The organism is Methylobacillus sp. DLP286 (assembly GCF_056636515.1).
Genome location: NZ_CM153145.1, coordinates 2,933,667 through 2,959,623 on the forward strand (window position 1 = coordinate 2,933,667; position 25,957 = coordinate 2,959,623).

28 protein-coding genes are annotated in these 25,957 nt (G+C 57.6%); 14 read left to right on the plus strand and 14 right to left on the minus strand.

Annotated features, from left to right (window positions below; translation table 11 throughout):
• Positions 1-17: 17 nt before the first annotated feature.
• From ACWXTG_RS14095 to ACWXTG_RS14105, 3 genes are all read right to left on the minus strand, one after another.
• The gene (locus ACWXTG_RS14095; protein ID WP_407995739.1) at positions 18-218 is read right to left on the minus strand and encodes a YezD family protein; all 201 of its coding nucleotides are present in this window, start codon (positions 216-218) and stop codon (positions 18-20) included.
• Positions 219-393: 175 nt separating this feature from the next.
• The gene (locus ACWXTG_RS14100; protein WP_480220259.1) at positions 394-1,968 is read right to left on the minus strand and encodes an alginate export family protein; all 1,575 of its coding nucleotides are present in this window, start codon (positions 1,966-1,968) and stop codon (positions 394-396) included.
• Between the two features lie 341 nt (positions 1,969-2,309).
• Positions 2,310-2,858, minus strand: coding sequence for a cob(I)yrinic acid a,c-diamide adenosyltransferase (locus ACWXTG_RS14105; protein WP_480220260.1), 549 nt, complete (start codon positions 2,856-2,858; stop codon positions 2,310-2,312).
• Positions 2,859-2,965: 107 nt separating this feature from the next.
• Here ACWXTG_RS14105 and murI point away from each other — a divergent pair, with 107 nt between their 5' ends.
• Positions 2,966-3,814: a glutamate racemase gene (gene murI, locus ACWXTG_RS14110; RefSeq protein ID WP_480221245.1), complete on the plus strand. Its 849-nt coding sequence runs from the start codon at positions 2,966-2,968 to the stop codon at positions 3,812-3,814.
• A 61-nt stretch (positions 3,815-3,875) separates the two neighbouring features.
• Here the strand turns inward: murI and ACWXTG_RS14115 are convergent, their stop codons facing one another.
• Entirely contained in the window at positions 3,876-4,067 is a 192-nt protein-coding gene (locus ACWXTG_RS14115; protein WP_480220261.1) for a zinc-finger domain-containing protein, read from the minus strand.
• A gap of 21 nt (positions 4,068-4,088) precedes the next feature.
• A complete protein-coding gene (locus ACWXTG_RS14120) occupies positions 4,089-5,009 on the minus strand; it encodes a branched-chain amino acid transaminase (RefSeq protein ID WP_309564515.1) in 921 nt (306 codons plus the stop codon).
• A gap of 262 nt (positions 5,010-5,271) precedes the next feature.
• Here ACWXTG_RS14120 and ACWXTG_RS14125 point away from each other — a divergent pair, with 262 nt between their 5' ends.
• The 12 genes from ACWXTG_RS14125 to ACWXTG_RS14180 all read left to right on the plus strand — a co-directional run bounded on the left by ACWXTG_RS14125 (position 5,272) and on the right by ACWXTG_RS14180 (position 16,312).
• The gene (locus tag ACWXTG_RS14125; RefSeq protein WP_480221246.1) at positions 5,272-5,928 is read left to right on the plus strand and encodes an OmpW/AlkL family protein; all 657 of its coding nucleotides are present in this window, start codon (positions 5,272-5,274) and stop codon (positions 5,926-5,928) included.
• 86 nt (positions 5,929-6,014) lie between these two features.
• Complete coding sequence (locus ACWXTG_RS14130; RefSeq protein ID WP_480220262.1) at positions 6,015-6,590, plus strand: SCO family protein; 576 nt, start codon at positions 6,015-6,017, stop codon at positions 6,588-6,590.
• A gap of 82 nt (positions 6,591-6,672) precedes the next feature.
• Positions 6,673-8,130 carry a cytochrome-c oxidase, cbb3-type subunit I gene (gene ccoN, locus ACWXTG_RS14135; RefSeq protein WP_480220263.1) on the plus strand — a complete coding sequence of 486 codons (1,458 nt, stop codon included), beginning with the start codon at positions 6,673-6,675 and terminating at the stop codon, positions 8,128-8,130.
• A 39-nt stretch (positions 8,131-8,169) separates the two neighbouring features.
• A complete protein-coding gene (ccoO, locus tag ACWXTG_RS14140; protein ID WP_309564519.1) occupies positions 8,170-8,904 on the plus strand; it encodes a cytochrome-c oxidase, cbb3-type subunit II in 735 nt (244 codons plus the stop codon).
• Between the two features lie 12 nt (positions 8,905-8,916).
• On the plus strand, positions 8,917-9,084 hold the full coding sequence (locus ACWXTG_RS14145) for a cbb3-type cytochrome c oxidase subunit 3 (protein WP_309564520.1): 168 nt from the start codon (positions 8,917-8,919) through the stop codon (positions 9,082-9,084).
• Positions 9,085-9,097: 13 nt separating this feature from the next.
• Positions 9,098-10,036, plus strand: a complete 939-nt coding sequence (gene ccoP, locus ACWXTG_RS14150) for a cytochrome-c oxidase, cbb3-type subunit III (protein ID WP_407995742.1) — start codon at positions 9,098-9,100, stop codon at positions 10,034-10,036.
• Positions 10,037-10,128: 92 nt separating this feature from the next.
• Complete coding sequence (ccoG, locus tag ACWXTG_RS14155) at positions 10,129-11,565, plus strand: cytochrome c oxidase accessory protein CcoG (RefSeq protein ID WP_480220264.1); 1,437 nt, start codon at positions 10,129-10,131, stop codon at positions 11,563-11,565.
• 3 nt (positions 11,566-11,568) lie between these two features.
• Entirely contained in the window at positions 11,569-12,366 is a 798-nt protein-coding gene (locus ACWXTG_RS14160; RefSeq protein WP_480220265.1) for a FixH family protein, read from the plus strand.
• Entirely contained in the window at positions 12,359-14,779 is a 2,421-nt protein-coding gene (locus tag ACWXTG_RS14165) for a heavy metal translocating P-type ATPase (protein ID WP_480220266.1), read from the plus strand. The genes ACWXTG_RS14160 and ACWXTG_RS14165 overlap by 8 nt, the downstream gene beginning before the upstream one ends.
• Positions 14,780-14,980: 201 nt before the next feature.
• On the plus strand, positions 14,981-15,466 hold the full coding sequence (bfr, locus tag ACWXTG_RS14170; RefSeq protein WP_407995746.1) for a bacterioferritin: 486 nt from the start codon (positions 14,981-14,983) through the stop codon (positions 15,464-15,466).
• 13 nt (positions 15,467-15,479) lie between these two features.
• On the plus strand, positions 15,480-15,959 hold the full coding sequence (bfr, locus tag ACWXTG_RS14175) for a bacterioferritin (protein WP_480221247.1): 480 nt from the start codon (positions 15,480-15,482) through the stop codon (positions 15,957-15,959).
• Between the two features lie 155 nt (positions 15,960-16,114).
• A complete protein-coding gene (locus ACWXTG_RS14180) occupies positions 16,115-16,312 on the plus strand; it encodes a (2Fe-2S)-binding protein (RefSeq protein WP_407995747.1) in 198 nt (65 codons plus the stop codon).
• Between the two features lie 68 nt (positions 16,313-16,380).
• On the opposite strand, the gene hmpA is transcribed toward ACWXTG_RS14180, so the two are convergent.
• The 8 genes from hmpA to lnt form a co-directional block, all read right to left on the minus strand.
• Entirely contained in the window at positions 16,381-17,589 is a 1,209-nt protein-coding gene (gene hmpA / locus ACWXTG_RS14185) for an NO-inducible flavohemoprotein (protein ID WP_480220267.1), read from the minus strand.
• 72 nt (positions 17,590-17,661) lie between these two features.
• Entirely contained in the window at positions 17,662-18,111 is a 450-nt protein-coding gene (locus ACWXTG_RS14190; protein ID WP_480220268.1) for an RrF2 family transcriptional regulator, read from the minus strand.
• Between the two features lie 70 nt (positions 18,112-18,181).
• A complete protein-coding gene (locus ACWXTG_RS14195; protein ID WP_407995749.1) occupies positions 18,182-18,892 on the minus strand; it encodes a M48 family metallopeptidase in 711 nt (236 codons plus the stop codon).
• A complete protein-coding gene (locus ACWXTG_RS14200; RefSeq protein WP_480220269.1) occupies positions 18,892-19,602 on the minus strand; it encodes a lysophospholipid acyltransferase family protein in 711 nt (236 codons plus the stop codon). Before ACWXTG_RS14200 ends, ACWXTG_RS14195 begins: the two co-directional genes overlap by 1 nt.
• Positions 19,603-19,632: 30 nt before the next feature.
• A complete protein-coding gene (gene gmhB, locus ACWXTG_RS14205) occupies positions 19,633-20,175 on the minus strand; it encodes a D-glycero-beta-D-manno-heptose 1,7-bisphosphate 7-phosphatase (RefSeq protein ID WP_407995148.1) in 543 nt (180 codons plus the stop codon).
• A gap of 29 nt (positions 20,176-20,204) precedes the next feature.
• Positions 20,205-22,319, minus strand: a complete 2,115-nt coding sequence (gene glyS, locus ACWXTG_RS14210; protein ID WP_480220270.1) for a glycine--tRNA ligase subunit beta — start codon at positions 22,317-22,319, stop codon at positions 20,205-20,207.
• The gene (gene glyQ / locus ACWXTG_RS14215) at positions 22,316-23,254 is read right to left on the minus strand and encodes a glycine--tRNA ligase subunit alpha (RefSeq protein WP_309564533.1); all 939 of its coding nucleotides are present in this window, start codon (positions 23,252-23,254) and stop codon (positions 22,316-22,318) included. The genes glyS and glyQ overlap by 4 nt, the downstream gene beginning before the upstream one ends.
• Positions 23,255-23,367: 113 nt before the next feature.
• Positions 23,368-24,846 carry an apolipoprotein N-acyltransferase gene (gene lnt, locus ACWXTG_RS14220; RefSeq protein WP_480220271.1) on the minus strand — a complete coding sequence of 493 codons (1,479 nt, stop codon included), beginning with the start codon at positions 24,844-24,846 and terminating at the stop codon, positions 23,368-23,370.
• A 140-nt stretch (positions 24,847-24,986) separates the two neighbouring features.
• Here lnt and mscL point away from each other — a divergent pair, with 140 nt between their 5' ends.
• Positions 24,987-25,406 carry a large conductance mechanosensitive channel protein MscL gene (mscL, locus tag ACWXTG_RS14225; RefSeq protein WP_309564535.1) on the plus strand — a complete coding sequence of 140 codons (420 nt, stop codon included), beginning with the start codon at positions 24,987-24,989 and terminating at the stop codon, positions 25,404-25,406.
• Positions 25,407-25,511: 105 nt separating this feature from the next.
• Here mscL and ACWXTG_RS14230 read toward each other — a convergent pair whose 3' ends face one another.
• On the minus strand, positions 25,512-25,892 hold the full coding sequence (locus ACWXTG_RS14230) for a hypothetical protein (protein WP_480220272.1): 381 nt from the start codon (positions 25,890-25,892) through the stop codon (positions 25,512-25,514).
• Between the last annotated feature and the right edge of the window lie 65 nt (positions 25,893-25,957).

The following is a 25,957-nucleotide window of genomic DNA, read 5'->3' on the forward strand; positions in this document are numbered from 1 at the left end:
TCCTTTTTTATATTTACTTAGTGGTTAACAGCGCTTTGCAAGGCTGGCTTGGTTTTTGGCGTGTCATTGTTGAAGCGTACTTTTTCCCGGCGCTCGATCTGGGTGACGCGGCCATCGTGGACGGTGATCTCGATGGAGCCAAAACGCAGCAGGTCGATGGAGCGCAGGATTTCCTGAATCACCTCGTTGCTGGTTTTCAATTTTGGTTCTTGTGACATACGTTTGCCCTTGGCAGTGTTCAATGAATGGGTGAACTGTAGCAAGGTTATTAAATAGTTAAAAATAATTTGTTTTTATAATTTTATCGTTTTTTTGAATATCGATAGGCGTAAAAAAACCGGGAAAGCCCATGGCGATCCCGGTTGAAAATGGAGGTATACAGGAAAAGGCGAACTAGAAGGCGCTGACCGTCAACTCGACATAGAAGAAGTTGGAGGTGTCTTTGCGGTCTCCCGTATTGTTCTTCACGAAGTCACCGCCCTTGAAGTAGGCATAACCCACATTGCCACTGACCTGCTTCACAATCGGGAATCTGACGCGAATATCCCATTCCTCGCCCAGATCCCTGTCTTGGTTGGTGCCGGTGTTGACCAGATTGTTGCCCGCACCCCAGCGGTCGGTGGCGCTATCCAGCTTGTACCAGCTGTAGCCGGTATCGATGTTGACACCGGTATATGGGGTGAACTCGGCGCGGATCTTGGTGGCATTGATATTTTCCATCTGGATGTAATCATTGCTCGACCATGGGCGCGCAAAGCCGAACAGGCGGTCGAAGCGTTCCTGGGTGCCGGTGGTGGAGGCCTTGTTGCCGCTCGCTACACCATAATTGGCGCTGAAGCGCGGTTTCCAGGCGTGGTCGGCGGTATAGCCGACTTCAGCGATGTAGGAGTAGGCGCGGTGGTCGCGCTTGGTGGTCGGCGTCACGTCTTCCTCGCCCCATTGGCGGTAGTAGCTGACATCGTAGTCGAAGCCGGTCTTGCCGACTACGCCATAACCGCGCAGGCCGGCAGTGTGTATTTCCCGATCCTTGAAGTCGTTGATATTAGTGACCCTGGCGCCGGAAGCATTGTATTTGACTTCATCGCCATCCTGCTTGAGGTAAAAGTAGGATGGGGAAAGCGTCACGATATCGGACCACTTGCGCCAATCGAAGACGGCGCCATAGAACCATTGCGCCTTGTCGCGCTGGTTGAGCTGCTCGGTGAAGCGCACGATAGGCTGCAACGCAAACAGGTCCAGCTCCCAGTCGTTCTTGTGCTGGCCGAAAGTGGCACGAACGCCCTGGAATGTATTGGTCGTGTTGCGCCATTCGTTACGGGCGATCAGGCGGCGGTCAAGCTGCTCGAACGCCATGCGGCCGGCCTTGATGCTGATGGGGCGGTCGTTCCCGAGATCGTCCTTGCCCAGTCCGTCCTTGAAGAACAGCTCGCCATATAGCTGGATCGGCTCGGCCAGGTCGACATCCCGGTTGTCGCGGGCGAAATGGCTATGGTTGCGGCGATCGTCTTCCAGTTCGAGTGTGAATCTCAAAGGATCAAATTTGTTGCGCACTGCAAGGTAGATGCGAGAGCGAAGCAGGAATGGTTCGTCCGTCACATTGACTCCGCGGCGGAAGTCATTTTCCCGGTTTTCATAACGGAACCGGTAGTCGGCGCCGACGTCCAGCCAGTCGATGTCGGTATATTCCTTGAGCCAGGTCTGGTTGATAGGCTTGGTGAATCTAGGGGGCTCGCTTTCGCGCTGGGTGCCATAGGCGCGCGGAGCAACCCAGTAGCCTTTTTCCGCTTTTTTCGCGAGTGCCGCCTCGGCTGCAATTTCCGCCTTGCGCGCCTTGATGCGTTCTTGTTGGTCTAGCTCCTCTGCTGTCAGAGGCGCGTTTGCGGCTTCTTCGGCTGCATAAGTGAGGCCGGCCGTGAGTGCGATGCCGCTGGCAATCAATAGCTGGATAAGCCCAGTTTTCTTGATCAAGATAAATCTCCCTGATGTTTGTTGCTTCCAGTTGACTGGCAAGCGAACCTTGTTTGTGAACAAGTGTTGATATTCAACCGCTGGTGATACAGTAGGTGTTATAGGGGTGTTTAAACAGGACAACGAGACGCTGGGATATGACTACGTTGCGCCGCCTGGTGAACCAGGCAAGCGGTCCCCTGCTCACGGATAAGACCTAATGTAAATTCCAAGGCTAATATCGACATGATGTGGGGGTTCTTTAAAAACTCAATGAATTGATAGCCCGCACTTTAGCAATAGTTATTAATAGTTAAAAATACTTTTTTAATCTATTTTTATATGAATCATTAATATGCATGCTATGCGCGCCGGTGCTGCCACAATACATCCGCTTCGCCCGCCGCATGGTTAAGGTAGCGCGCCATGACGAACAATAAGTCCGACAGGCGGTTCAGGTAGGGCAAGGCGGCATCGCTGGTGGCTTGCCGGCGGTGCAGGGAAAGCAGTACCCGTTCCGCACGGCGGCATATGGTGCGGGCCAGGTGGCATAACGCTGCAGCACGCGTGCCGCCGGGGAGGATAAACTCCTTGAGCGGGGCAAGCTGAACGTTGAGCGAGTCCAGGGAGTGTTCCAGCGCCTCCACGCGGCTCGCTTGCAAAAGCCGGTAGCCGGGAATGGAAATCTCGCCTCCCAGGTCGAACAGGTCATGCTGAATCTGCGTCAGGGCTTGGCTTACTTGGAGTGGCAGCGGTTCGGCCAGCAATACCCCCAGCGCGGCATTGAGCTCATCCACGCAGCCCATGGCCTCTACACGCAAGCTGTCCTTCTCTATCCGGCTGCCGTCGCCGAGGCCGGTGGTGCCATCGTCACCCGTACGTGTATATATCTTGCTCAGGCGGTTGCCCATGGTTGCTTATCCTTGTCGCGTGCATAAGGCGCATTGTAAAGCAATGCGCATGCTGGCTCGCAAGCCAGCGCTTGGGTAAACTGCCTGGGTTCTTATTTCTTTTGTCTATCGTGGCCCATTCATCAATTCATCCGCCTGAAAGTCCCAGTGCCGTTCCGGCCATTGGCGTATTCGACTCCGGCGTGGGCGGGCTGTCCGTGCTGCGGCATATCCGTGAGCAGCTTCCTGGCGAGCGCCTGCTGTATTTCGCGGATTCCCTGAACGCGCCATATGGTCCCAAGTCGCAGGCTTTCATCGTTGAGCGATCCAGGGAGATTTCCCGGTTTTTGATTGGGCATGGAGCCAAGGCGATCGTCGTCGCGTGCAATACGGCCACGGCGGCTGCGATCCAGACTCTCAGGAGTGAGCTGGATATCCCCATCATCGGGATGGAGCCGGCAGTCAAGCCTGCCGCGGCTGCAACGCGTAGCGGGGTTGTGGGGGTGCTGGCTACGACCGGAACATTGAAGAGCGCGCAATTTGCCGCCTTGCTTGCGCATTACGGGAAGAATATCAAGGTGGTGACCCAGGCGTGCTTGGGCCTAGTCGAATGCATAGAGCGTGGAGACTTGGATGGTAAAGCCACCCGTGCGCTGGTGGCGGAGTATGTCGCCCCATTAATAGATGCGGGTGCCGACACGATTGTGTTGGGATGCACGCATTATCCTTTTGTTAAACCCCTCATCGCCGAAATTGCCGGGCCAGGTGTCGTGCTCATCGATACGGGGGAGGCGGTGGCGAGACAAGTTCGACACCGCCTGGAGGAGGCAGGGTTGCTGGCCGTCTCAAGGACGCCAGGTACCGTCAGAGCCTGGACCAACAGCCCTGCAGGTAATGCAAAACAGCTGATCCGCTTATTGCATGGCGGCGATATTGAAGTAGAGGCGATAGGCGGGCAATCACTCAGTTTTCTATGAGCACCGCCGTATCAATCTAAGGCATGGAAACAATAAAGCCGGACAAGTCCGGCTTTATTGTTTAATGGTGTGTGACGGTTTCGCCGGCTTTCAATCTGTACTTGGTTCCGCAGTAAGGGCAAGCGACATGGCCCGTGGCAGCAATATCCAGAAAAACGCGCGGATGCGAGCACCACAGCGCTACCTCGTCGGTCGGGCAGTGCAGTGGAAGGTCTTTCGCCGTGACTTCGATTTCCTTGCTGTCGGTTGCCATGTCGTGTCCTCTTGCGCTGTGTTATACCAGTGTCAGCCAGCCGATATGCTCAGGAGAGCGGCCGTGCACCACGTCGAAATACTTGGATTGCAGCTTCTCGGTGATCGGGCCGCGCGTACCGGCGCCGATGGCGCGATTGTCCAGTTCGCGGATCGGGGTGACTTCGGCTGCGGTGCCGGTGAAGAAGGCCTCGTCTGCCGAATAGACTTCATCACGGGTGATGCGCTTTTCGATGATCTGGTAACCGAATTCCGTGGCAAGCTGGACTACGGTGTCGCGCGTAATGCCTTCCAGCGCGCTGGTGAGGTCGGGCGTGTAGATCTTGTTGTTGCGGATGATGAAGATGTTCTCGCCCGAGCCTTCGGCGACGAAACCGTCGACATCCAGCAGCAGGGCTTCGTCATAGCCGTCCTGGGCGGCTTCCTGGTGGGCCAGGATCGAGTTCATGTAGTTGCCGTTGGCTTTTGCCTTGCACATGTGGATATTGACGTGATGGCGCGCAAACGAGGAAGTCTTGACGCGGATGCCATGCTTGATCGCCTCGTCGCCCATGTAGGCGCCCCATTTCCATGCCGCCACGATCACGTGGGTGGAAAGCGTCTTGGCGGAGATGCCCATGGCCTCGGCGCCATAGAACGCCATCGGGCGCATGTAGCCCGACTCGAGGTTGTTTTCGCGGATGGCGGCTTTTTGCGCTTCCAGCAGGGTCGCCTTGTCAAATGGCATTTTCATGCCCAGGATATGGGCGGAGCGGAACAGGCGGTCAGTGTGCTCCTGCAAGCGGAAAATCGCAGTGCCCTTGTCCGTCTTGTAGGCGCGCACGCCTTCAAATACGCCCATGCCGTAATGCAATGTATGGGTCAGTACATGCGTAGTGGCATCACGCCAAGGTACCATTTTTCCGTCATACCAAATCAGACCATCGCGGTCGGCCATCGACATCTTTGCTTCTCCGTTACCAAGTGCTGTCAAAAACTTCCATTGTACGCGCAAGGCCTTGTATTTGAATAGCTGGTTTTCTCAAAATTGTTGGCGAGAAGGAGGTACCTGGCGACGGATATGGGCGGGATGAAGTAAATAATTTGGAGCCTAAATAAGTTGAGTAATTTGATCGGATATTAACCACTTTTAAATTATGGTTAATGGGGGTAGAATGGGTTTCATGGTGTCCTGTTTTGTAGTCAATAATGAAGTGAGAGATATGATGAAACTGAAGCAAAGTGTGTTGCTGGCTTGTGCGTTGATGGTTCCTGCCGCTGCGATGGCCGAAGCTGGCGACTGGGTGATCCGTGCGCGCGCGGTGAATGTGAGTCCGAATGAAGATAGTAGTTTGGGGAAACATCTTAATGCAGGGTTTGGAATTGGTGCTGGATCCAAGCTGGAGGTGAATGATCAAGTCATTCCGGAGCTCGATATTTCTTACTATGTTACCAAAAATATTGCGCTGGAATTGATCCTGGCATTGGGCACCCGCCATGATGTAAGTATTAAAGGTTCAGGTGCTGTTGCTAGTGAAAATCTTGGTTCCGTCAACCTGCTGCCGCCGACATTGACTGCGCAATGGCACTTCCGTCCCGACCAGACATTCGACCCTTATGTCGGTGCCGGCGTGAACTATACCCGTTTTATGGATAACGGCCTGCACTCCAACCAGGTGGGTGATATTCGCGTCGAGCGCAACAGCTGGGGCCCTGCGCTGCAAGCCGGCTTCGATATCAACCTCAAGGATGGCTGGTTGCTCAACGCTGACGTCAAATACCTATGGATCGATACCGACGTCAAGCTCAAGAACGGCCCCAAGATCGATAGCCTGGACATCAATCCATGGGTCATCGGCTTTGGTTTCGGCAAGCGCTTCTAATTGCCCGGCAGCCGCGGGCTGCGGTTTGGCATAAACCGCCTGGTGGCCGATAATCCTAGTTTGGATTGTCGGCCACGGGTGGATGTATGTTGAGATGGTTGTGGATTTTCCTGGTTTTCTCCTTGGTTGCATGCGGGCCGGGGAAGCAGGAAGTGGAACTATACGGCGTTGATATCAGCGACAGGAAGTTGGAAGGTGCTTTTACCCTGGCTGACCATCAAGGCCAGGTCCGGCGATTAGAGGATTTCAAGGGCAAGGTCGTAGTGTTGTTTTTTGGCTATACGCATTGCCCGGATGTGTGCCCAACCACCATGCTGTCCCTGGCGAACGCCATGAAGCTCATAGGCGACAAGGCGCAGGACGTGCAAGTGTTGTTTGTCAGCGTAGACCCGGAGCGGGATACGCGGGAAGTGCTGGCGCAATATGCTCCATTCTTCGATGCGCGTTTTATCGGTTTGAACGGAACGCCGGAGCAGTTGAAGCGGGTCGCGAAAAATTACAAGGTGGTATACGCCAAGCGACCGGCGGAAGATGGGGATGCTTATACCGTCGATCACAGTGCCGGCGTGTATGTGGTTGACCGGGAAGGAAAAGTGCGTGCCTATTTGCGGCATGACGAGACACCGGAACAACTGGTGCATGATATTACCCAGTTTTTTTAGGGTTTTTCTTGTCCAAGGGCTTGGATAAAGAATATAATTTTGCGATTTTTATAAATTAGACTTTTAGATGAGGAGTGCGACCATGGCAACGGCAAGCATTGCGTCTGCTGGTGTTGGTGCTAGCGAACAATATAACTACGATATTATTCGCAAATTCGCCATCATGACCTTGATCTGGGGTGCGATTGGTATGTTCGTCGGCGTGTATATCGCCTCTGAACTGGCCTTTCCGTTCCTGAATTTCGATAGCCCGTACATCACATTCGGCCGTTTGCGCCCTGTGCATACCAGTGGCGTGATCTTCGGTTTCGGCGGCAGCGCCCTGTTCGCAACCTCATACTATGTTGTACAGCGTACCTGTCAGGCCCGCCTGTTCGGGGGCGAAGCGCTTGCCAATTTCACCTTCTGGGGCTGGCAGGCCGCGGTGGCGCTTTCTGCGCTCGGGTACATGTTCGGCTATACGCAGGCACGCGAATATGCCGAGATGACCTGGCCGGTCGACCTGCTGATCCTCTTCGTCTGGGTGGCTTACCTGGGCATTTATGTCGGCACCTTGCTCAAGCGTAAGCAGCCGCATATCTACGTTGCCAACTGGTTCTACCTTGCCTTTATCCTCGCAACGGCCCTGCTGCATATCTTCAATAACCTGCAAGTACCCGTGAAGCTGTTCTCCCTGGAGTCCTACAGCCTGTTCTCCGGCACCCAGGATGCGATGACCCAATGGTGGTACGGTCACAATGCGGTGGGCTTCTTCCTGACCGCGGCCTTCCTCGGCATGATGTACTACTTCGTTCCGAAGCAAGCTGGCCGTCCGGTGTACTCCTACCGTTTGTCCATCCTGCACTTCTGGGCGATTATCTTCCTCTACATGTGGGCGGGTGCGCATCACTTGCACTGGACTGCATTGCCTGACTGGACCGGCACGCTGGCTGCCACCTTCTCCATCATGCTGTTGCTGCCATCCTGGGGCGGCATGATCAACGGCATCATGACCTTGTCTGGCGCCTGGGACAAGCTGCGCACCGACCCGGTGATCCGATTCCTGATCGTCGCATTGTCCTTCTACGGCATGTCCACCTTCGAGGGCCCGATGATGTCCCTGAAGGATGTGAATGCGCTGTCCCACTATACCGACTGGACTGTAGGCCACGTCCACTCCGGCGCGCTGGGCTGGGTTGCCATGATCACCTTCGGCAGTATGTACCACCTGGTGCCGCGCATCTGGAACACCCAGATGTACAGCCTGCGCCTGATCAACGTCCACTTCTGGCTCGCGACGATCGGCGTCCTGCTCTACATCACCGCCATGTGGATCTCGGGCATCATGCAGGGTCTGATGTGGCGCGCTTTCGATGACTTCGGCAACCTGCAGTATTCCTTCGTCGAATCTGTTGCTGCTGCGCATCCGTTCTACGTCATGCGTGCCGCGGGCGGGGCATTCTTCCTCGCGGGCATGATTCTCATGTGCTACAACATGTACAAGACCATCCGCCAAGGCAGCACCGAGGCCCATGCCGGCCTCAATGTGGCGGCAGCCTAATCGGCGCTTGATTGTAAAGACGAGTTACTGGAGTTATTCATGAAGCATGACAAAATTGAGCGCAACCTAGGCATACTGCTGGTGTTCACCATGCTGGCAATCAGTGCCGGTGGCATGGTTGAGATCATTCCACTGTTTTTCATCAAGGAAACAGTGGAAAAGGTCGAAGGCGTGCGTCCCTACACACCGCTAGAGCAGCGCGGCCGCGACATTTACACCCGTGAAGGCTGCTATCTCTGCCACTCGCAGATGATCCGTCCGTTCCGCGACGAAGCGTTGCGCTACGGTCACTATTCCCTGGCTGCCGAGTCCAAGTACGACCATCCGTTCCAGTGGGGCTCAAAGCGTACCGGTCCTGACTTGGCGCGCGTGGGCGGCAAGTACTCCAACAATTGGCATACCCAGCACTTGATCGCGCCGCGCTCCCTGGTGCCGGAATCCGTGATGCCGAATTACCCATGGCTGGCAACCACCGAGCTCAAGTACGACGACATCAAGGACCGCTTGCTGGCCCTGCGCCGCGTCGGGGTGCCGTATTCCAACAGCCAGGCGGAGTTCGACCGCAATGTGAAGGAGTTCGGCGAGGATATTGCCAAGCAACTGCACATTCCTGATGCGGACAAGAATCTGGCCGCCCAGGCGCAGTCGGGCAACTACGATACTGACCCAAGCAATATCACCGAAATGGACGCGCTAGTAGCCTATTTGCAGGTGCTGGGTACCATGGTTGATTTCAAGAAATATGATGACGATTATTTCGTCAAATTCCGCTAAGGAGTAAAGACGATGGAATGGCTGCTCTGGTTCACTCGCTTTGAAAATACTAAGCCTTTGTCTTTGTTGATTTTCTTCCTCGTGTTCTGCGGTATCCTGTTCTATGTCTTCGGAAGCAAAAAGCGCGGCGAAAGGCTGGAAAGCCACAAGAATATTCCGCTGCAAGATGACGAAATCTAGTTAGGAAAGCATTATGAGTCAGGATAAGGCTACGACGACAACACCAAAGACCACGGGCCATAGCTGGGACGGTATCGAGGAATATACCAACCCGTTGCCCACCTGGTGGATCTGGGGTTTTTACATCACATTCATCTTCACCGTGGTCTACTGGCTGCTGTATCCGGCTTGGCCGATCGGCGACAAGTTCACCAAGGGCGTTCCCGGGCTGCATACCATTACCTATACTGCGACGACTGCAGACGGCAAGGAAGTGGAAAAGACCTCCCATTGGAACATGCGTGCCAAGTACATGCGTGAAATGAACGAACACCAGGCCGACCAGAAGCAATGGTTCGACAAGGTGGCTGCGATGTCATTCGAGGACGTTTCCAAGGATGCGGAGCTGATGCAGTTCGTGAACTCCGCGGGCAAGACACTGTTTTCCGAAAATTGCGCGGCTTGCCACCAGGCAGGCGGTCAAGGCAAGGTCGGCATGGCTCCTAACCTGACCGATGACCATTGGCAGTTCGGCGGTACCTACGAGCAGATCCACGCGACGATCGAAGGCGGCCGCAATGGCGTGATGCCTCCGTTCAAGGACAGCCTGGAAGACGATCAAATCACCCAGCTTGCACACTATGTATTAAGCTTGTCCGGCGAACCGCATGATGCGGCCCTGGCTACGCAAGGCAAGACATTGTTCAGCGGCGCCGGGATATGCTTTACATGCCATGGCCCGGATGCTAAGGGCAATACGGCAATGGGTTCTGCCGACCTGACCGATAAGATATGGCTTTGGGCGGATGTCGGCGGCAAGACTGGGCAGGAAGCAAAGGTTGCCGAAGTGAAGCGTATCATCGCCGGCGGGATGAACAGCGGCGTGATGCCTGCTTGGGAGGAACGGTTGAAGCCAGAACAAATCAAGCTCCTGACTGTCTATGTACATGACACACTGGGCGGCGGTCGCTAAACCGCATCGATATTGAATAAAGGCTCACGGTTGCGTGGGCCTTTATTTCTAGAGCAGTTGCATTTTTAGAGGGGTGGTGTATCACCAGCGTTATGGAAGCAACCAGTTCGGCCAGCACTACTAAAAAATCCCCGCTTCTAAACCGGCAAATCCCGATTGTCACGCGTTCGGTAAAAGGCAAGTTCCGCACTTTCAAGACTGCGGTGATGGTGATCGCCTACTCCGTTTATTTCCTGTTGCCGTGGATGCCATGGGAGCGCAATACCGCTGCGAGCCAGGCTGTATTGTTCGACCTGGAATCGCGCCGCTTCTTCATCTTCAACCTGGTTGTCTACCCCCAGGATATCTTCTGGCTCGCAATGCTGCTGTTCATCGCAGCCGCGTTGCTGTTCTTTACCACGGGCCTGATCGGCCGTGCATGGTGCGGCTATTTCTGCTTCCAGACCCTGTGGACCGATCTTTTCATCATGATCGAGCGCATGATCCAGGGGGAGCGGCCCGCACGCCTGAGATTGCTCAAGCAGCCCTGGAACGCCGAAAAGATCATCAAGATGGGCAGTTCGCATGGCCTGATGGTGCTGGTGTCGTTCTGGACCGGGGTGACGTTTGCATGCTATTTCGCCTATGCGCCGGATTTCGTGCCGCGGCTATTCGCCGGCACGGCCGCGGAGGCCGGGTACATCACCGTGGTGGTGCTGACCATCACGACCTATGTCGCAGCCGGCTTGTCGCGCGAACACATCTGCACCCTTGCCTGTCCGTATGCCAGGTTCCAGGGCGTCATGTATGAGCCGGATACCCTGGCTGTCGCCTACGATGTGAAGCGCGGGGAAGGCGCCGCCGGCCGCAAGGCGCCGGCCAAGGGACTGCGTACCCGCGAGGAGCGCCAGGCGGCCGGCCACGGCGATTGTATCGATTGCGGCTTCTGCGTCCAGGTCTGCCCGACCGGGATCGATATCCGCGACGGCTTGCAATACCAGTGTATTTCCTGCGGCCTGTGCATCGACGCATGCAACAACATCATGGATTCCATCGGTTCCCCGCGCGGCCTGATCCGCTACGACTCCGAGCAGAATATCGCGAGCCCGGCGCCACACAAGCCGCGCCTGGAATGGAAGCGCCCCAAGGTCCTGGGGTACGCCTCGGCGCTGGTGGTGGCGACGATGGTATTGTTCTACAACATCGGCACCCGGAACGATACCGAAGCCAACGTGCAGCAGGTCAGGCAGCCCTTGTTCGTCATGCTGTCCGACGGCAGCGTGCGCAACCGCTACCAGATCAATATCGCCAATAAGACCGAGCACGAGCAGCGCTACGAGCTGAAAGTACAAGGCATTCCCGCCGGCGCGCTGGACCTCGGCAACATTCCGGAAATCCGCGTGCGTGCCGGCAAAAGCCTGAGCCTGAACGCCAAGGTTGACCTCGCCAGCGATATCGCGCGTAATACCAAAGAATTCTCGTTTGTGATCGTTCCCACGATCGCAGACGCCGAGCCCGTGGTGGTGAAGACCAATTTCAACAGTCATTGATACATGCTTAAGCTGATTCCCGTTTTATCCATCGCCGAAACCTTGTTCGGCGGCCTCATCTTCGCCATCGGGCTTTATTTCCTGCTGCGTGCCGCCCGGGTGGTCAACTTCTGGGCAGCCGTATTGAGCGGCGCCATCCCGTTCCTGCTGTATATCGTCTACAGCACCCAGCATTGGGCGGGCGGCGATGTGCTGGCGATCCACTTCGCGGTGTTCCTTGCCAATGCGGGCCTGCTCGGCGTGTTTGGCAGCATGAAGCAGAAGCAGCAATCCATGCATTGGGGCCCGAAGATCATCATCGGCTTTTTCATTTTCCTGGTGATTTCGAATGCGATCCTGCTTTCCATAGCAGGGCGGGGACTGCCGCAGAGCCTGACATCCTTTTTCCTGCCCAATCCTGACAACCAGCGGGTGCATACCGCGTTTCCAGGCGTGATGCCGCATGACCGCAACAAGAGCTACCAGCCGCACCTCGAGCAGCTGCAGCAGCAGCAAGCCCTGGGTTGGCAGCTCAAGCTGCAAGGAGTCGAGGATCTGAATCCAGGCACCTCGAAGCGCATTGTGGCGCGTATTCTCGACGAGAACGGCAATGCCGTCACCCAGGCCGAGGTAACGCTCAATTTCTGGCGCATGGCGAATAGCCGCGACGACAAGATTTACGTCCTGGAAGAACAGGCCGAAGGGGAATATGGCGCCGATGTCGTCTTGCCCGACTCGGGGCGATGGATTGCCGAAGTATTGGTCAAGCAGGGCGACAAGCGCTACCGCAAGCAGGAGTCGCTGTTCATCGACGATGAATAGTCCGCAGGCGCTGGAAGCGTCTTGCTACCATTGCGGCCTGCCGGTACCGGCCAGCAGCGAGTTTCACGCGGCCATCCTCGGGCAGCGACGCCGCATGTGCTGCCATGGCTGCCAGGCGGTGGCCGAGTCGATCGTCGAGAACGGGCTGGAGGATTATTACCGACACCGTACCGAGCTGCCCCAGACAGCCGAGGAGCTGGTCCCGGACGAGCTGCGCCAACTTGAGCTGTACGACCATCCCGAAGTACAGAAAAGCTTTGTGCACGATGAATCGGGAAACTTGCTGGAAGCCTCGCTGATTCTCGAGGGGATCACGTGTGCAGCCTGCATCTGGCTCAACGAGCGCCACCTACAGCAGTTGGACGGCGTTGCGTCCGCCTCGATCAATTATTCCTCCCATCGTGCGCGAGTGCGCTGGGATGACAGCAAAATCCGCTTGAGCCAGATCCTGGCCGAAATCCGCAAGCTTGGCTATCACGCCCATCCCTTCAGCGCGCAACAACAGGAAGCCGTGCGCGAACAGCAGCGGCGGCAGGATTTCCGCCGGCTGGCGATCGCCGGGCTTTCCGCGGCGCAGGTGATGATGGTGGCCGTGGCATTCTATGCCGGCCCTGAGCAAGGGCTGGAGCCTGCCACCGAGCAACTGCTGCGCTGGTTCAGCCTGGTGATCACCGTCCCGGCGATGATCTATTCGGCCTGGCCGTTCTACCAAGCCGCTTGGCGCAGCATCGTCAACCGCAGAGTGGGCATGGACGTGCCTATCAGCCTGGGCCTGATCACCGGCTTCATCGGCAGCGTCTGGGTGACCTTCCAGGGGCAAGGCATCGTCTATTACGACACCCTGACCATGCTGATTTTCTTCCTGCTCTCCACCCGCTACCTGGAACGTCACGCACGAGAAAAGTCGGTGGAAGCGGCAGAAAACCTGCACCGGCTGATTCCCCCGATGGCTACCAGGCTGGATGACAACCAGCAGCCGCAAATGGTGCCGTTACACGAGCTGCAAGTAGGCGATACCTTGCTGGTGAAACCCGGCGAGGCCATTGCAGGCGACGGCGTCGTGACGGAAGGGGAAAGCCAGGTCGATGAGGCACTGCTCACCGGCGAAAGCCGCCCGGTGGCCAAACTGCCAGGGAAGTACGTCTACGCTGGCAGTGTCAATTACGAAAGTCCGCTGCAAGTCAGGGTGACCGGCCTTGGCGAGCAGACCGTGATTGCGGGGATCGCGCGCCTGCTGGACCGCGCCCAGGCGGAGAAGCCGCGCCTCGCGAGGGTGGCCGATCATGTCGCCATGTATTTCACCAGTATCCTGCTGATTGCCGTCGTGGTGATCGGCCTGGCCTGGTGGTGGATCGCGCCGGAGCGCTGCTTTGAAATCGTACTCGCGGTGCTGGTGGTGAGCTGCCCGTGCGCATTATCGCTGGCAGCGCCAGCGGCATTTGCGGCGGCTGGCTCGCACCTGGTCGGCCGGGGCGTGTTGCTGACGCGCGGCCATGCCTTGGAGTCCCTCGCCAGGGTCACGCACGTGGTATTCGACAAGACCGGCACGCTGACCATCGGCCGTCCGCACATTATTGCGACCGTTCCCTATCACGGGTACGAGGCTGAAACGGCGCTGCGCATTGCCGCAAGCCTGGAGCAGGCCTCGGAACATCCGCTGGCACGCAGTTTCACCGACGTGGTGCCTGCGGGCGAGCGTTCCGGCGTGGTCGGCGTCAATAACCAGCCAGGCAAGGGCATCAGCGGCGAAGTGGATGGCGAACGCTACTTTATCGGCAATATGGCGCTCAATCCTCAGGTTGCATACCCTGAATTGTCCGGTTTGGAGCCAGGAGCCAGCGTCGTATGGCTCAGCAATTCGCGGCAGGTGATGGCGGCATTTGTATTGGCGGATACGATGCGCCCAGAAGTCACGGCGCTGGTAAGCAATCTCAAGAGGCGCAACATTGCCGTATCGATATTGAGCGGCGATACGGCCTCCAGCGTGCAGCATTTCGCCTCGGTGGCCGGTATCGACGACTGGCGGGCGGGCCTGACCCCTGAGGGCAAGCTTGCCGCCTTGCGCGAGATGCAGCAGCGAGGAGAGGTGGTTGCCATGGTCGGCGACGGCATCAACGACGCCCCGGTGCTGGCAGGGGCGCAAGTGTCGTTCGCCATGGGCAATGGCACGCAAATGGCGAGGGCCTCCGGGGATATCGTGCTGCTCGGGGAAAACCTGCAGGAGATCGACCATGCCATCACCACGGGACGCTTCACCGTCAGCATCGTGCGCCAGAACTTCACCTGGGCCCTGGTCTATAACGCCGTGGCATTGCCGTTTGCCGCCACGGGGCTGATTGCGCCATGGATGGCGGCGATCGGCATGTCCGTGAGCTCCCTGATCGTCATACTCAACGCCTTGCGCCTGCGATAGCGCGCCTGCATTCCAGCTTTTTCCTTTCGATATCTTCTCGCGAAAGTGACGTGTTCTCGTGTAGTACGAAGAATGATTCTTGTTGGTATTTTTCTTTATAAAATCATTAAAAATCAATAATTTACAAAAATATTTTCCTATCCATTTCAGATGGTATTGGGTATGATGCGTGCAATTGGACAAATCATCCGTGGAGGCGCTATGAAAGGCGATAAGAAAATCATCGAAACCCTGAACGAGCTGCTGGCAGGCGAGCTGACAGCTGTTGATCAATACCTGCTCCATGGCGAAATGTATGCCGACTTCGGCCTGGGGCAACTGGCGCAGAAAACCCTGCACGAGTCCGACCATGAACGCCAGCACGCACGCGCTATCATTCAGCGCATCCTGTTCCTGGAAGGCAAGCCAAACCTGGAAAAGCGCCATGGGCTGACGACGGGGAAAACCGTGCCCGAGATGCTGAAGTCCGACCTGGCGCTGGAATACAAGGTCGTAGCCGATCTCAAGGCGGCCATGGCGCAATGCGAAAAGGCCGGCGATTATGTGACGCGCGACATGCTGCTGCTGCAACTCGACGATACCGAAATGGATCATGCCTACTGGATCGAGCAACAGCTGCGCCTAATCGGCCTGGTCGGCCTGGAAAACTACCTGCAGAGCCAGATGAAGTCTGAGCCTGCAGTTTGATAAGGAGCATATGATGAAGGGCGACAAAAAGATTATCGATATCCTCAACAAGGTATTGAAGAACGAGCTCACCTCGATCAACCAGTACTTCCTGCATGCCCGCATGTTCCGCAACTGGGGGCTGGAAAAGCTCAACGACTACCAGTACAAGCAATCCATCCGCGTGATGAAGGAGGCGGATGAGCTGATCGAGCGCATCCTGTTCCTGGACGGCCTGCCCAACCTGCAGAACCTGGGCAAGTTGCTGATCGGTGAAAATGTGGTGGAATGCCTGCAGGGCGACCTCAAGTACGAAAGGGAAATCCACCGCCCGTTGCTGGTGGAGGCGATCGCGTTATGCGAGGAGTTGCAGGATTACGTCAGCCGCGACATGCTGGAAGAACTGCTGGAAAAAAGCGAGGCTGCGATCGATTGGCTGGAAACCCAGCACAGCCTGATTGCCGATGTGACATTGCCCAACTATCTGCAAGCCCATATGGAAGCCGCAGACTAAGCTGGCTTTCATCCAGAAAAAACCGCAGCTTTGCCTGCGGTTTTTTATTGCATGTCGGTCGGGAATTTCTCTTGACAAGACAGGGGGTTAAAACGATAATAGTTATCGTTTGTTAACGCATCTTGATTCAGCAAGAGAAAGCCACCGATCGTTCTATGTACGTCTGTGTTTGTCGGGCCATCACTGATCGCCAAATTCTCCAGGCAGCGCGCGCAGGAGCCAGCAGTCTCAAGGATTTGAGGCGCGATCTGGGCGTGGCCAGCGAGTGCGGCCAATGTGCCAGCTGCGCCAAGCAATGCTTGCGCGAGGCGCATCAGGAAAACGACATCGCCATGCCGGTCGGCTTTGCCTGAGTAGTAGACTCCCATTGCCGGCGAGCATATTGCCCGCCGGTGCCAGCATTTTCCGTTTATTTCTTTGCTTACAGTAAATGATCCAGCAGGTCTGGGCCAAATACCTCGCGCTTGATGCGGTTGGGGTTGACGCCTGCCTGCAATAGCTGCTCGCGCTGCGCTTGCATGAAGCCCAGCGGGCCGCACAGGTAAATATCCGCATTTTGCAGCGCTGTCGGCCATAAGCCGGTGACATCCATCCTTCCGTGGTATACGCCGCCTATGCTGCCATGCGCGCCTTCCAGGCTTTCATAGAACAATGCGGTTGCCAGGTTGGGCATGCGATACCTGGCTTCTTGCAGGTCCAGGCTATGGCTTTGCCATGCCGGGCTGCGCGCCGCATGCGCGAAGAATACCGGGCGCTGCGGTGCGAGGTCGCGCACTGAGTTCAACATGGACAACATGGGGGTAATGCCGACGCCGGCCGAAAGAAGCAGCAATGGCTGGTCGCTGATGACGGTATCCAGCACAAAATCGCCGAATGCAGGCGTGGCCTGGATCAGGTCGCCGACCTTGACTTCGTCATGCAGCCAGTTGGAAACCAGGCCCTGCGGCTTTTCTGCCTCCTGTTCGCGCTTCACCGAGATGCGCCACCAGGGAGCCGCGATCGAGTCCGACAAGCTGTACTGCCTGAGCTGGCGCCTCTTGCCTTGCTCGAACTGCATTTCCACGCTGATGTATTGGCCGGGCAGGAAATCTCCTGGTTTACGCCCGTCCGGGTGCTGCAGGTAAAACGAGACAATGTGCTCTGATTCGAATACCTTGCGCGCGACCTTGAGCGTCATCAAGGCGCCTGCCGTGCTGGCGGTGCTAGCATACAGCGATTTTTCCTCCTCGATCAAGAGGTCGGCCAGCAGCCAATAGGCCTCGCCCCAAGCTGCCAGCAGCTCATCGGTGGCGGCCTCTCCCAATACTTGCTTGATGGCGCCGAGCAGGTGTGTGCCCACGATAGGGTAGTGCTCCGGCTTGATGCCGACCGCGGCATGCTTGTGCACGATGCGCTTGACCACGGGCGCCAGGGCGGCAGGGTTGTCGATGTTGGCAGCATAGGCAAAAACGGCAGAAGCCAAGGACTGCTGCTGGATGCCGCTGGCCTGGTTGCCCATATTGAACAGGTTTTTGAGCTCGGGGTGGGTGCCCAGCATATTCTGATAGAAGGCTTGCGTGATTTTCAGGCCATGTTCCCTCAGGACGGGAACGCTGGCGTCAATATAGGGACGGGCTGCGGCAGAAAGCATATCGGCTCCTTATGTTGTATATAAAATGAAACAATTTTTGCAAAAAAAGCGCGGCAGTGTGGTGCGGGCATTTCAGTGCATTCCCGCCAGATGGCTCTGCTGCAGCTTGATGATGACATGGGCTGTGCTGTTATGAATTACATCCTGCAATGTGTAGGTATCCATATATTCGTAGAACGCATTCAGGCCTTGGTCCAGTGCGTGCTTGAGGCCGCATTGCCCTCCCAGCGGACAGGGCGGCTCTTGGCAGTTCACCAGCGATACGCTGCCTTCCAGCACGCGGATCACGTGGCCAAGGCGCAACGAAACGGGGTCCGTGCCCAGCCTCAGGCCGCCATTGGGGCCGCGCGTGGTCTGGATCCAGCCGGTCTTGTTCAAGAAGGTGACAACCTTGATCAGGTGGTTGCGCGGGATATTGAACTGCGTGGCGATTTCACTGATGGTGATGGGTTTGTTGCGCTCATGCTGGGAAACGTACATCAATACGCGTAAGCCAAGATCGGTGAATTTGGTGAGCTGCATGCCGGGCAGTATAGTATTGTTTATTTTTGTATGCAAAAATTGTCGGCAGCAAATTCGTATGCGGGTTCCGTCAGCCTAGACGGTAAAGCTGCTGCGAGCAGGCCTTGAGGGCTTGCTCGGCGGCCGGGTAGTCGGGATACAGCTTGGCCACGACTGCCCAGAACCTGGCGGAGTGGTTCATCTCGCGCAGGTGCGCGAGTTCGTGGGCAATGACGTAATTGATCAGCGCAGGCGGCGCCTGGATCAGGCGCCAGTTGAGGCGGACTTCGCGCCTGGAGTTGCAGCTGCCCCAGCGGGTCTTGGCATTGGAAAGAAACAGGGCGGGGGTGGGTTCGCCTAGCCTGGCTGCGAATATCGGCAGGCGGCGCGCAAAGTCCAGCCTGGCTTCTTTCTGCAGCCATTGGATCACTTTGCGGGCGATCATGGTATGGTCGTGAATATTGGTGGTGGCTATTTTTAACGCATTGCCTTCGAGCTTGGGGCTGCTGTTGCGCGACGATGGCGTGATCCTCAACGTCAGCGGCTGGCCCAGCAGGTGCAGTTCGGCGCCATCGCGCCACTCGAATTCGGGAACGACCGCCGCTTGCCTGGCCTTGAGTTTGGAGGTAATCCAGCGTGCCTTGCTGCGCAACAGGGCTTCGAGGTCGGCATGGCGGATGCGCAGCGGCGCATGCACGATCAGGCCATCCACAGTGATCTTCATGCCGATGGTGCGCCTGGCCCGCCGCTCAAGCCGGTAAGGGATTTGCTCCCCGTCGGGCAGGGCCAGGACGTACTGCATTATTTGCGGTCCAGCAGCAGCATTTCCTGCTCGATCCAGTCCTCGACCCGCTGGTTGAGCTCATCGGCCTTGATGCCTGCGGTTTCAATCGGCTTGCCTATGCTGAGCGTGATCGTGCCGGGACGCTTGAGGAAGGAGTTCTTGCCCCAGTATTCGCCGGCATTGTGCGCCACGGGCACGACGGTGGACTTGGTGTGCGCAGCCAGCCATGCCCCGCCAATATGGTATTTGCCGCGGGTGCCGGGAGCGACGCGGGTGCCTTCGGGGAAGATCACGACAAAGAAGCCCTGCTTGAGGCGTTCCTTGCCCTTGGCGACCAGTTGCTTGAGGGCTTCGCGTCCCGCGGCACGGTTGATGGCGATCGGCGAGGTCAATGCCAATCCCCAGCCGAAAAACGGAATCCATAGCAATTCGCGCTTCAACACCCAGACTTGCGGTGGGAAAATCTGCTGCAAGGCCAGGGTCTCCCATGCGGACTGGTGCTTGCAGAGGATGACGCTGGGATGGCCGGGAATGTTCTCCCTGCCGATGACGCGGTAGCGCAAGCCGCAGGTCAGCTTCAGCCACCAGAGCATGCTCCTGGCCCAGCCGGAGATCAGGATGTAGCGCGTCCTGCGTGGCAACGGGAATGTGAGCAGGGAGAGCGTGGTGAATATGGGGGTGAAAATCCACATGCCCAGCATGTAGAGGGAAGAGCGGATATAGATCATAGATTAAGCAAGTTCGATCAAGCAGGTTGATTAAGCTGGTTCGGTGATGATGCGGCGCGCTGCCTCGGCCAGGTTATCGCATACCCAGGTGTTTTCCGGCAGGCCGCCGGCCGCCAGGGTTTTCTCGCCCTTGCCCGTGAGCACCAGGATAGGTTGTGCGCCGAATACCGCGCTGGCCTGCAGGTCGCGCAACGAGTCCCCCACGCTGGGCACGCCCTTGAGGTCCATGCCGAAGCGCTTGCTGATTTCCTCTATCATGCCAGGCTTGGGTTTGCGGCAATTGCAGTTCGCATCCGCCGCATGCGGGCAATAAAACAGGGCATCGATGCGACCGCCGAACTGCGCTAGCGCCTTGTGCATCTTGTCGTGGATCGCGTTCAGGGTGGCCATGTCGAACAGCCCGCGGCCAATGCCCGACTGGTTGGTCGCCAATGCCACCCGGTAACCGTTCTGGTTGAGGAGGGCGATGGCTTCCAGGCTGCCCTCGATCGGCTTCCATTCATCAGGGCTCTTGATGAACTGGGCGCTGTCTTGGTTGATTACCCCGTCGCGGTCGAGTATGACAAGTTTCATGGCGGTTCCCGGTCAGGCTGTTATGGCTATTATGCCGCGAGCCTGGACAAATCGGCTACCTGGTTCATGGCCTGGTGCAGAGTCGCCAGCAATGCCAGGCGGTTGGCCTTCAATGCCGGGTCGTCTGCATTGACCATCACGTGGTCGAAAAAGGTGTCCACCGGCTCCTTGAGCGCGGCCAATGCCTTGAGCGAGCCTGTGTAGTCGCCGGCGGCAAACGCCTGTTGCGCCTGCGGCTGAACTTGCGAAAGCGATTGTGCCAATGCTTTTTCCGCATCTTCGTGCAGCAGCGCCGGGTTGATATTGTTCTCGATCGCGCTTTCGGACTTTTTGAGGATGTTGCCGACGCGCTTGTTGGCGGCGGCCAGGCTGGCCGCTTCGGGCAGGCTGGCGAAAGCGCGTACGGCTTCCAGCCGCTTGGCGATATCGCCGAGTAACTGAGGTTTCAGTGCCAGCACCGCGTCAACTTCCTGCACGCTGTAGCCTTGGTCGCGCAGGCTGCCGGACAGCCGGTCGAAAATGAACTCTTCCAGCGCCTGTAATCCAGCTGCATGGTCGAATGCGTGCTGAAATACCGACAATGTCTGTTCAAGCAGGGTGTTGAGCGGCAGGGACAGGCCGCCCTCGGTGAGGATGCGCAGGATGCCGATGGCATGGCGGCGTAGCGCGAACGGGTCTTTCTCGCCGGTGGGTTTTTCGCCGATGCTGAACATGCCCGCCAGGGTTTCCAGCTTGTCGGCGAGCGCGACCACGAGGCCGATACGGTTGCGCGGCAGCTCGTCGCCTGCGAAGCGCGGGCGGTAGTGGTCCTCAATGGCATAGGCGATGTCGTCGCTCAGCCCCTCGTGCTGCGCATAGTAGCGTCCCATGATGCCTTGCAGCTCAGGGAATTCTCCGACCATGTCGGTGACGAGGTCGGCCTTGGCTAACTGCGCCGCCTGTGAGGCTTGTGCGGCCAGGGTTTGGTCGCCCAGGGCGGTTGCTACGAGGTTGGCTATCGCACTCACGCGGGCGATGCGCTCGCCTTGCGAGCCCAGCTTGTTGTGGTATACCACCTTGGCCAGGCCGGGAATGCGCGACTCCAGCGTTTTCTTGCGGTCCTGCTCGAAGAAGAACTTGGCGTCGGCCAGGCGCGGACGCACCACGCGCTCGTTGCCTCCTATCACGGCGCTCGGGTCTGCCGGGCTGATGTTGGAGACGATGAGGAACTGGTTGGTGAGCTTGCCTTGCGCATCCAGCAAGGGGAAGTATTTCTGGTTGGCCTTCATGGTCAGAATCAGGCATTCCTGCGGCACGGCAAGGAATTCTTGTTCAAATTGCCCGACCAGCACGTTGGGGCGTTCGACCAGCGCAGTGACTTCGTCCAGCAGGGCTTCGTCCTCGATCGGGCGCAGCTTGAGCTTGCTTGCGGCAGCTTCCAGTTGGCGCGTAATCTCGTCGCGGCGCTCCTTGAAGCCGGGAATCACGGCGCCGTCCTGCCGCAATTGCTCAGCGTAGCTGTTGGCGTCACGCAGCACAATGGGATTCTGCGTGGCTTCGAAACGATGGCCTTGCGTCTGGTTGGAGGCGGTCAAGCCCAATGTATTGATAGGGACGATCTCGCTACCATGCAATGCGACCAAGCCATGCGCCGGGCGCACGAAGTTGACGTTGCTCCAGCCGTCCTGCAGCTGGTAGGTCATGACCTTGGGGATGGGCAGCTTGGCGATGGCTTCATCCAGCGCTTTCTGCAAGCCTTCCGCCAGTGTTGCCCCTGCGACGGTGAGGTCGAGGAACAGCACTTCCGCCTTGCCGTCATGTTCGCGCTTGAGCTGGCCGGCTACACTAGCATCGGCGCTGGCATCGACGCCTAGCGCCGCCAGTTTTTTCAGTAAGGCGGGCGTGGCGTTGCCGTCTGCATCCAGGCCTACGCTGACCGGCATGAGCTTCTGCGCGACGGCCTTGTCATCAGCCTTGGTGGCGACATTGGTGATGTGCGCGGCGAGGCGGCGCGGCGAGGCGTAAGAAGTGACGCTGGAGTCTGCGGCGGTGAGGCCTTGCGTTTTCAAGCTGTCGAGCAGGATTTGGGAAAACGCCTGGCCGAGTTTGTTTAATGCCTTGGGCGGCAGTTCTTCAACGAATAGTTCTACGAGTAGGTTGCTCATGCTGCTGCTTTCTTTGCCAGTTCTGCCAATACTTCATCCGCCCAGGCCTTCGGCGCCATCGGGAAGCCGAGCCGGGCGCGGCTGTCGAGGTAGCTTGCGGCCACGGCGCGCGCCAGGTTGCGGATGCGGCCGATATAGGCGGCGCGCTCGGTGACGGAAATCGCGCCGCGCGCGTCGAGCAGGTTGAAGGTATGCGCGGCCTTGAGTACTTGCTCGTAGGCGGGCAGGGCGAGTTTGTGCTCCATGAGTTCCTGCGCCTTCTTTTCATGGGCGTTGAAGGCGGTGAAAAGGAAGTCGGCGTCGCTGTGCTCGAAGTTGTAGGCGGACTGCTCGACCTCGTTCTGGTGGAATACGTCGCCGTACTTGAGGTCGGGCGCGCCGTTGACGCCCTTGGAGTAGACGAGATCGTAGACGTTTTCCACACCTTGCAGGTACATCGCCAGACGTTCCAGGCCATAGGTGATTTCGCCGGTGATCGGGCGGCAGTTGATGCCGCCTACCTGCTGGAAATAGGTGAATTGTGTGACTTCCATGCCGTTGAGCCAGACCTCCCAACCCAGGCCCCAAGCGCCCAGCGTCGGGTTTTCCCAATCGTCCTCGACGAAGCGGATGTCGTTTTTCTTCAGATCGAAGCCCAGGGCCTCCAGCGAGCCCAGGTAGAGTTCCAGGATATTGTCCGGTGCCGGCTTGAGCACGACCTGGAACTGGTAGTAGTGCTGCAGGCGGTTGGGGTTTTCGCCGTAGCGGCCATCCTTGGGGCGGCGGCTGGGCTGCACGTAGGCGGCTTTCCAGGGCTCGGGGCCGAGCGCGCGCAGGAAGGTAGCGGTATGCGAAGTGCCTGCGCCGACCTCCATGTCGTAAGGTTGCAGCAGCGCGCAGCCTTGTTTGTCCCAGTATTGCTGCAGGGTCAGGATGATCTGTTGAAAAGTCAGCATGGTGTGTTAACTATTTGTCTGGATTGGGTTTGCTCACCCGTTGGCGCTGTGCGATGCCTGGTGGCGCATCACGCATTGCGGCAACGTGCAAAAGGGCTTGATTTTACTTCTTTTTACCGCGCGGCAAAAGGCCGGGCGCGACGGCGCCATAAAAGGCCAAGCGCGGTGAACAGCAGGATCAGGACCGGCCAGTTGCCCCAGCGCACATAAGGGGTCGTGCCCTGATAGCCTTGGGCCTCGCCTTCAAGAATGGTGGTCTGGAAATGCGGCGCATGTGCTGCCAGCGTGCCGTCCGCCCGGATGATGGCAGTGGCGCCGGTGTTGGTCGAGCGCAGCATCATGCGCGCGGTTTCCATCGATCGCGCCTGTGCAATCTGCAAATGCTGGTAGGCGGCGAACGACTCCCCGTACCAGGCATCGTTGCTGGTGTTCACCAGGATGTTGGCTTCGGGCAATTGCAGGATGATTTCCTCGCCGAATACGTCCTCGTAGCAGATGTTGATGGCGACGGCTTGTCCTGCGATCCGCATCGGGCGTTGCTGGAAGCCGCCTCGCGACATGTCGGTGAGCGGGATGTCCAGCCAGTTCTGATAGACCCAGCCAAACACCTGCTTGAGAGGGATGAATTCGCCGAAAGGCACCAGGTGCGTCTTGCGGTAGGCTTGCTCAGGCGAGTTGCCCAGGCTCAGCATGCTGTTGTAATAACGGTCGTTTTCATGCTCGACCGTGCCGATCAGGATGTCGCCGCCGTTTTGCCGCGCATGGTCGGCAAGGCGGTGCAGGTAATCGGCCGGTAGCTGGCTGGAAATCAGCGGGAACGCGGTCTCAGGCAGGATGATGAGCTGCGCCTTGGTCTGCAGCGTCATGTCCAGGTAGCGCTGCAACGTTTCGTGCAATGTCTGGTTTTCCCATTTCAGGTCTTGTGTGATATTGCCCTGCAGTAAGGCGACGGAAACTGGCGCCCCCGTCGGCGTACTCCATTGCGGCAGCTTCAACAGGCCGCCGGCAACCCATAGCAGGATCAGCAACGCCGCGCTGCGGCGCAAGACGGCGCTCTGGCGCCAATGCAAGGCCATGGCGGCGAGCAGGCCGGCGCTGAGGACGGTGGCGAGCGAGACGCCGTGGATGCCGAGTACCGGGGCAAACCCGGCCAGCGGGCTGCCAGGTATTTGCGAATAGCCTGCCAAAAGCCAGGGGAAGCCGGTGAATATCCAGCCGCGCACCCATTCGCTCAATACCCATAGTACCGGGATGCCCAGCCAGGGATTGCCGAGCTTGCGCGCGCTCCAGCCGGTGGCGGCCGGGAACAGGGCCATGAAGAGGCTGAGCATGAAAGTGGCGAAGACGGCCATGACGGCAGGCATGCCGCCAAAATCATGCAGGCTGATGTAAATCCAGTAGATGCCGACCCCGAACAAGCCAAGCCCGAAGGCCAGGCCCAGCCACCAGGCCTCGGCCGGGGTTTGCGACTTCTGCCATAGGTAGACCAGGCCGGCGAGTCCTACTATTGTGGCCGGATACCAATAAAAGGGCGCAAAGCCAATGACGCAGAATGCCCCGGCAAGCAGGGCGGTAAGGTGGGGTAAATCCAAGCGCGGAAGTTTCAAGTGGGCCTCAGGGGTATTAAACTGGACGGATATCGCGTGTTTATTGCATTATAGCGGCTCGGACTGGTATCAGGCATGCGGCATGCATGCGCTACTCAAACTGACTGTTTTTGACGGGAGATAATATGTTTAAAGAATTCAAAGCGTTTGCGATGCGCGGCAACGTAGTCGACATGGCAGTGGGTATCATCATCGGTGCGGCGTTCGGCTCCATTGTTAAATCCCTGGTCGATGACGTCATCATGCCGCCGATTGGCTTATTGCTCGGTAACGTGGACTTCAGCAACCTCTTCATCGTGCTCAAGGATGGCGCTGAAGTGGCCTCGCCTTACGCCTCTGTCGCGGCTGCACATGCTGCCGGCGCAGTGACCCTCAACTACGGCTTGTTCATCAATGCGGTGGTGAGCTTCCTAATCGTGGCGTTTGCCGTATTCCTGCTGATCCGGGCCATCAACAAGCTCAAGACTGCCGAGGTACCTGAGCCAGCCGCTACGCCAGAGGATGTCCTGTTGTTGCGTGAAATCCGGGATTCGCTCAAGAAGTAGCCTTCACCAGTATCGTTGCCAATCATTGGATTGGCATATGGTCTATGTATCGCAATAAAAAAGCCGGATAAATTCCGGCTTTTTTATTGTGTTGTGACGCTGGGACTATAGGTCGGGAGTAAACGGATTGGGTGAGGACTCGCTGTCGTCCTTGCCATCATGGTTCATGAATACCACCATGACCACGTTGTCGCCGATGAAATCGAGCTCGGTGGTCTGGTAATAACTGCCCTCAAGATCGGTATTGATGTAGTGGTATTGCCAGACAGAAGCCATAAGCTCGTCCGTGCCCGGCCGGTGATAGTCCTGCTTACTGGCGGGCTCTCCGAACTGGGCGACGATCGTGGCCTTGTCGAACTGATGGATGTTCTGGACAAATTCGGTTTCAGCCGTGGGGATGGCGGTCTTCAACGGCTGCTGGCTTTCTTCCGCCAGGAGCGGGCTAGAGGACAGAGACAATAACAGGGTAAACCACACGATACGCATCACGTAACTCCCTATTCAAGGTGTCAGACAGTTTTGATAGCGATTTTGAGCTGAAGTTCCTGTTG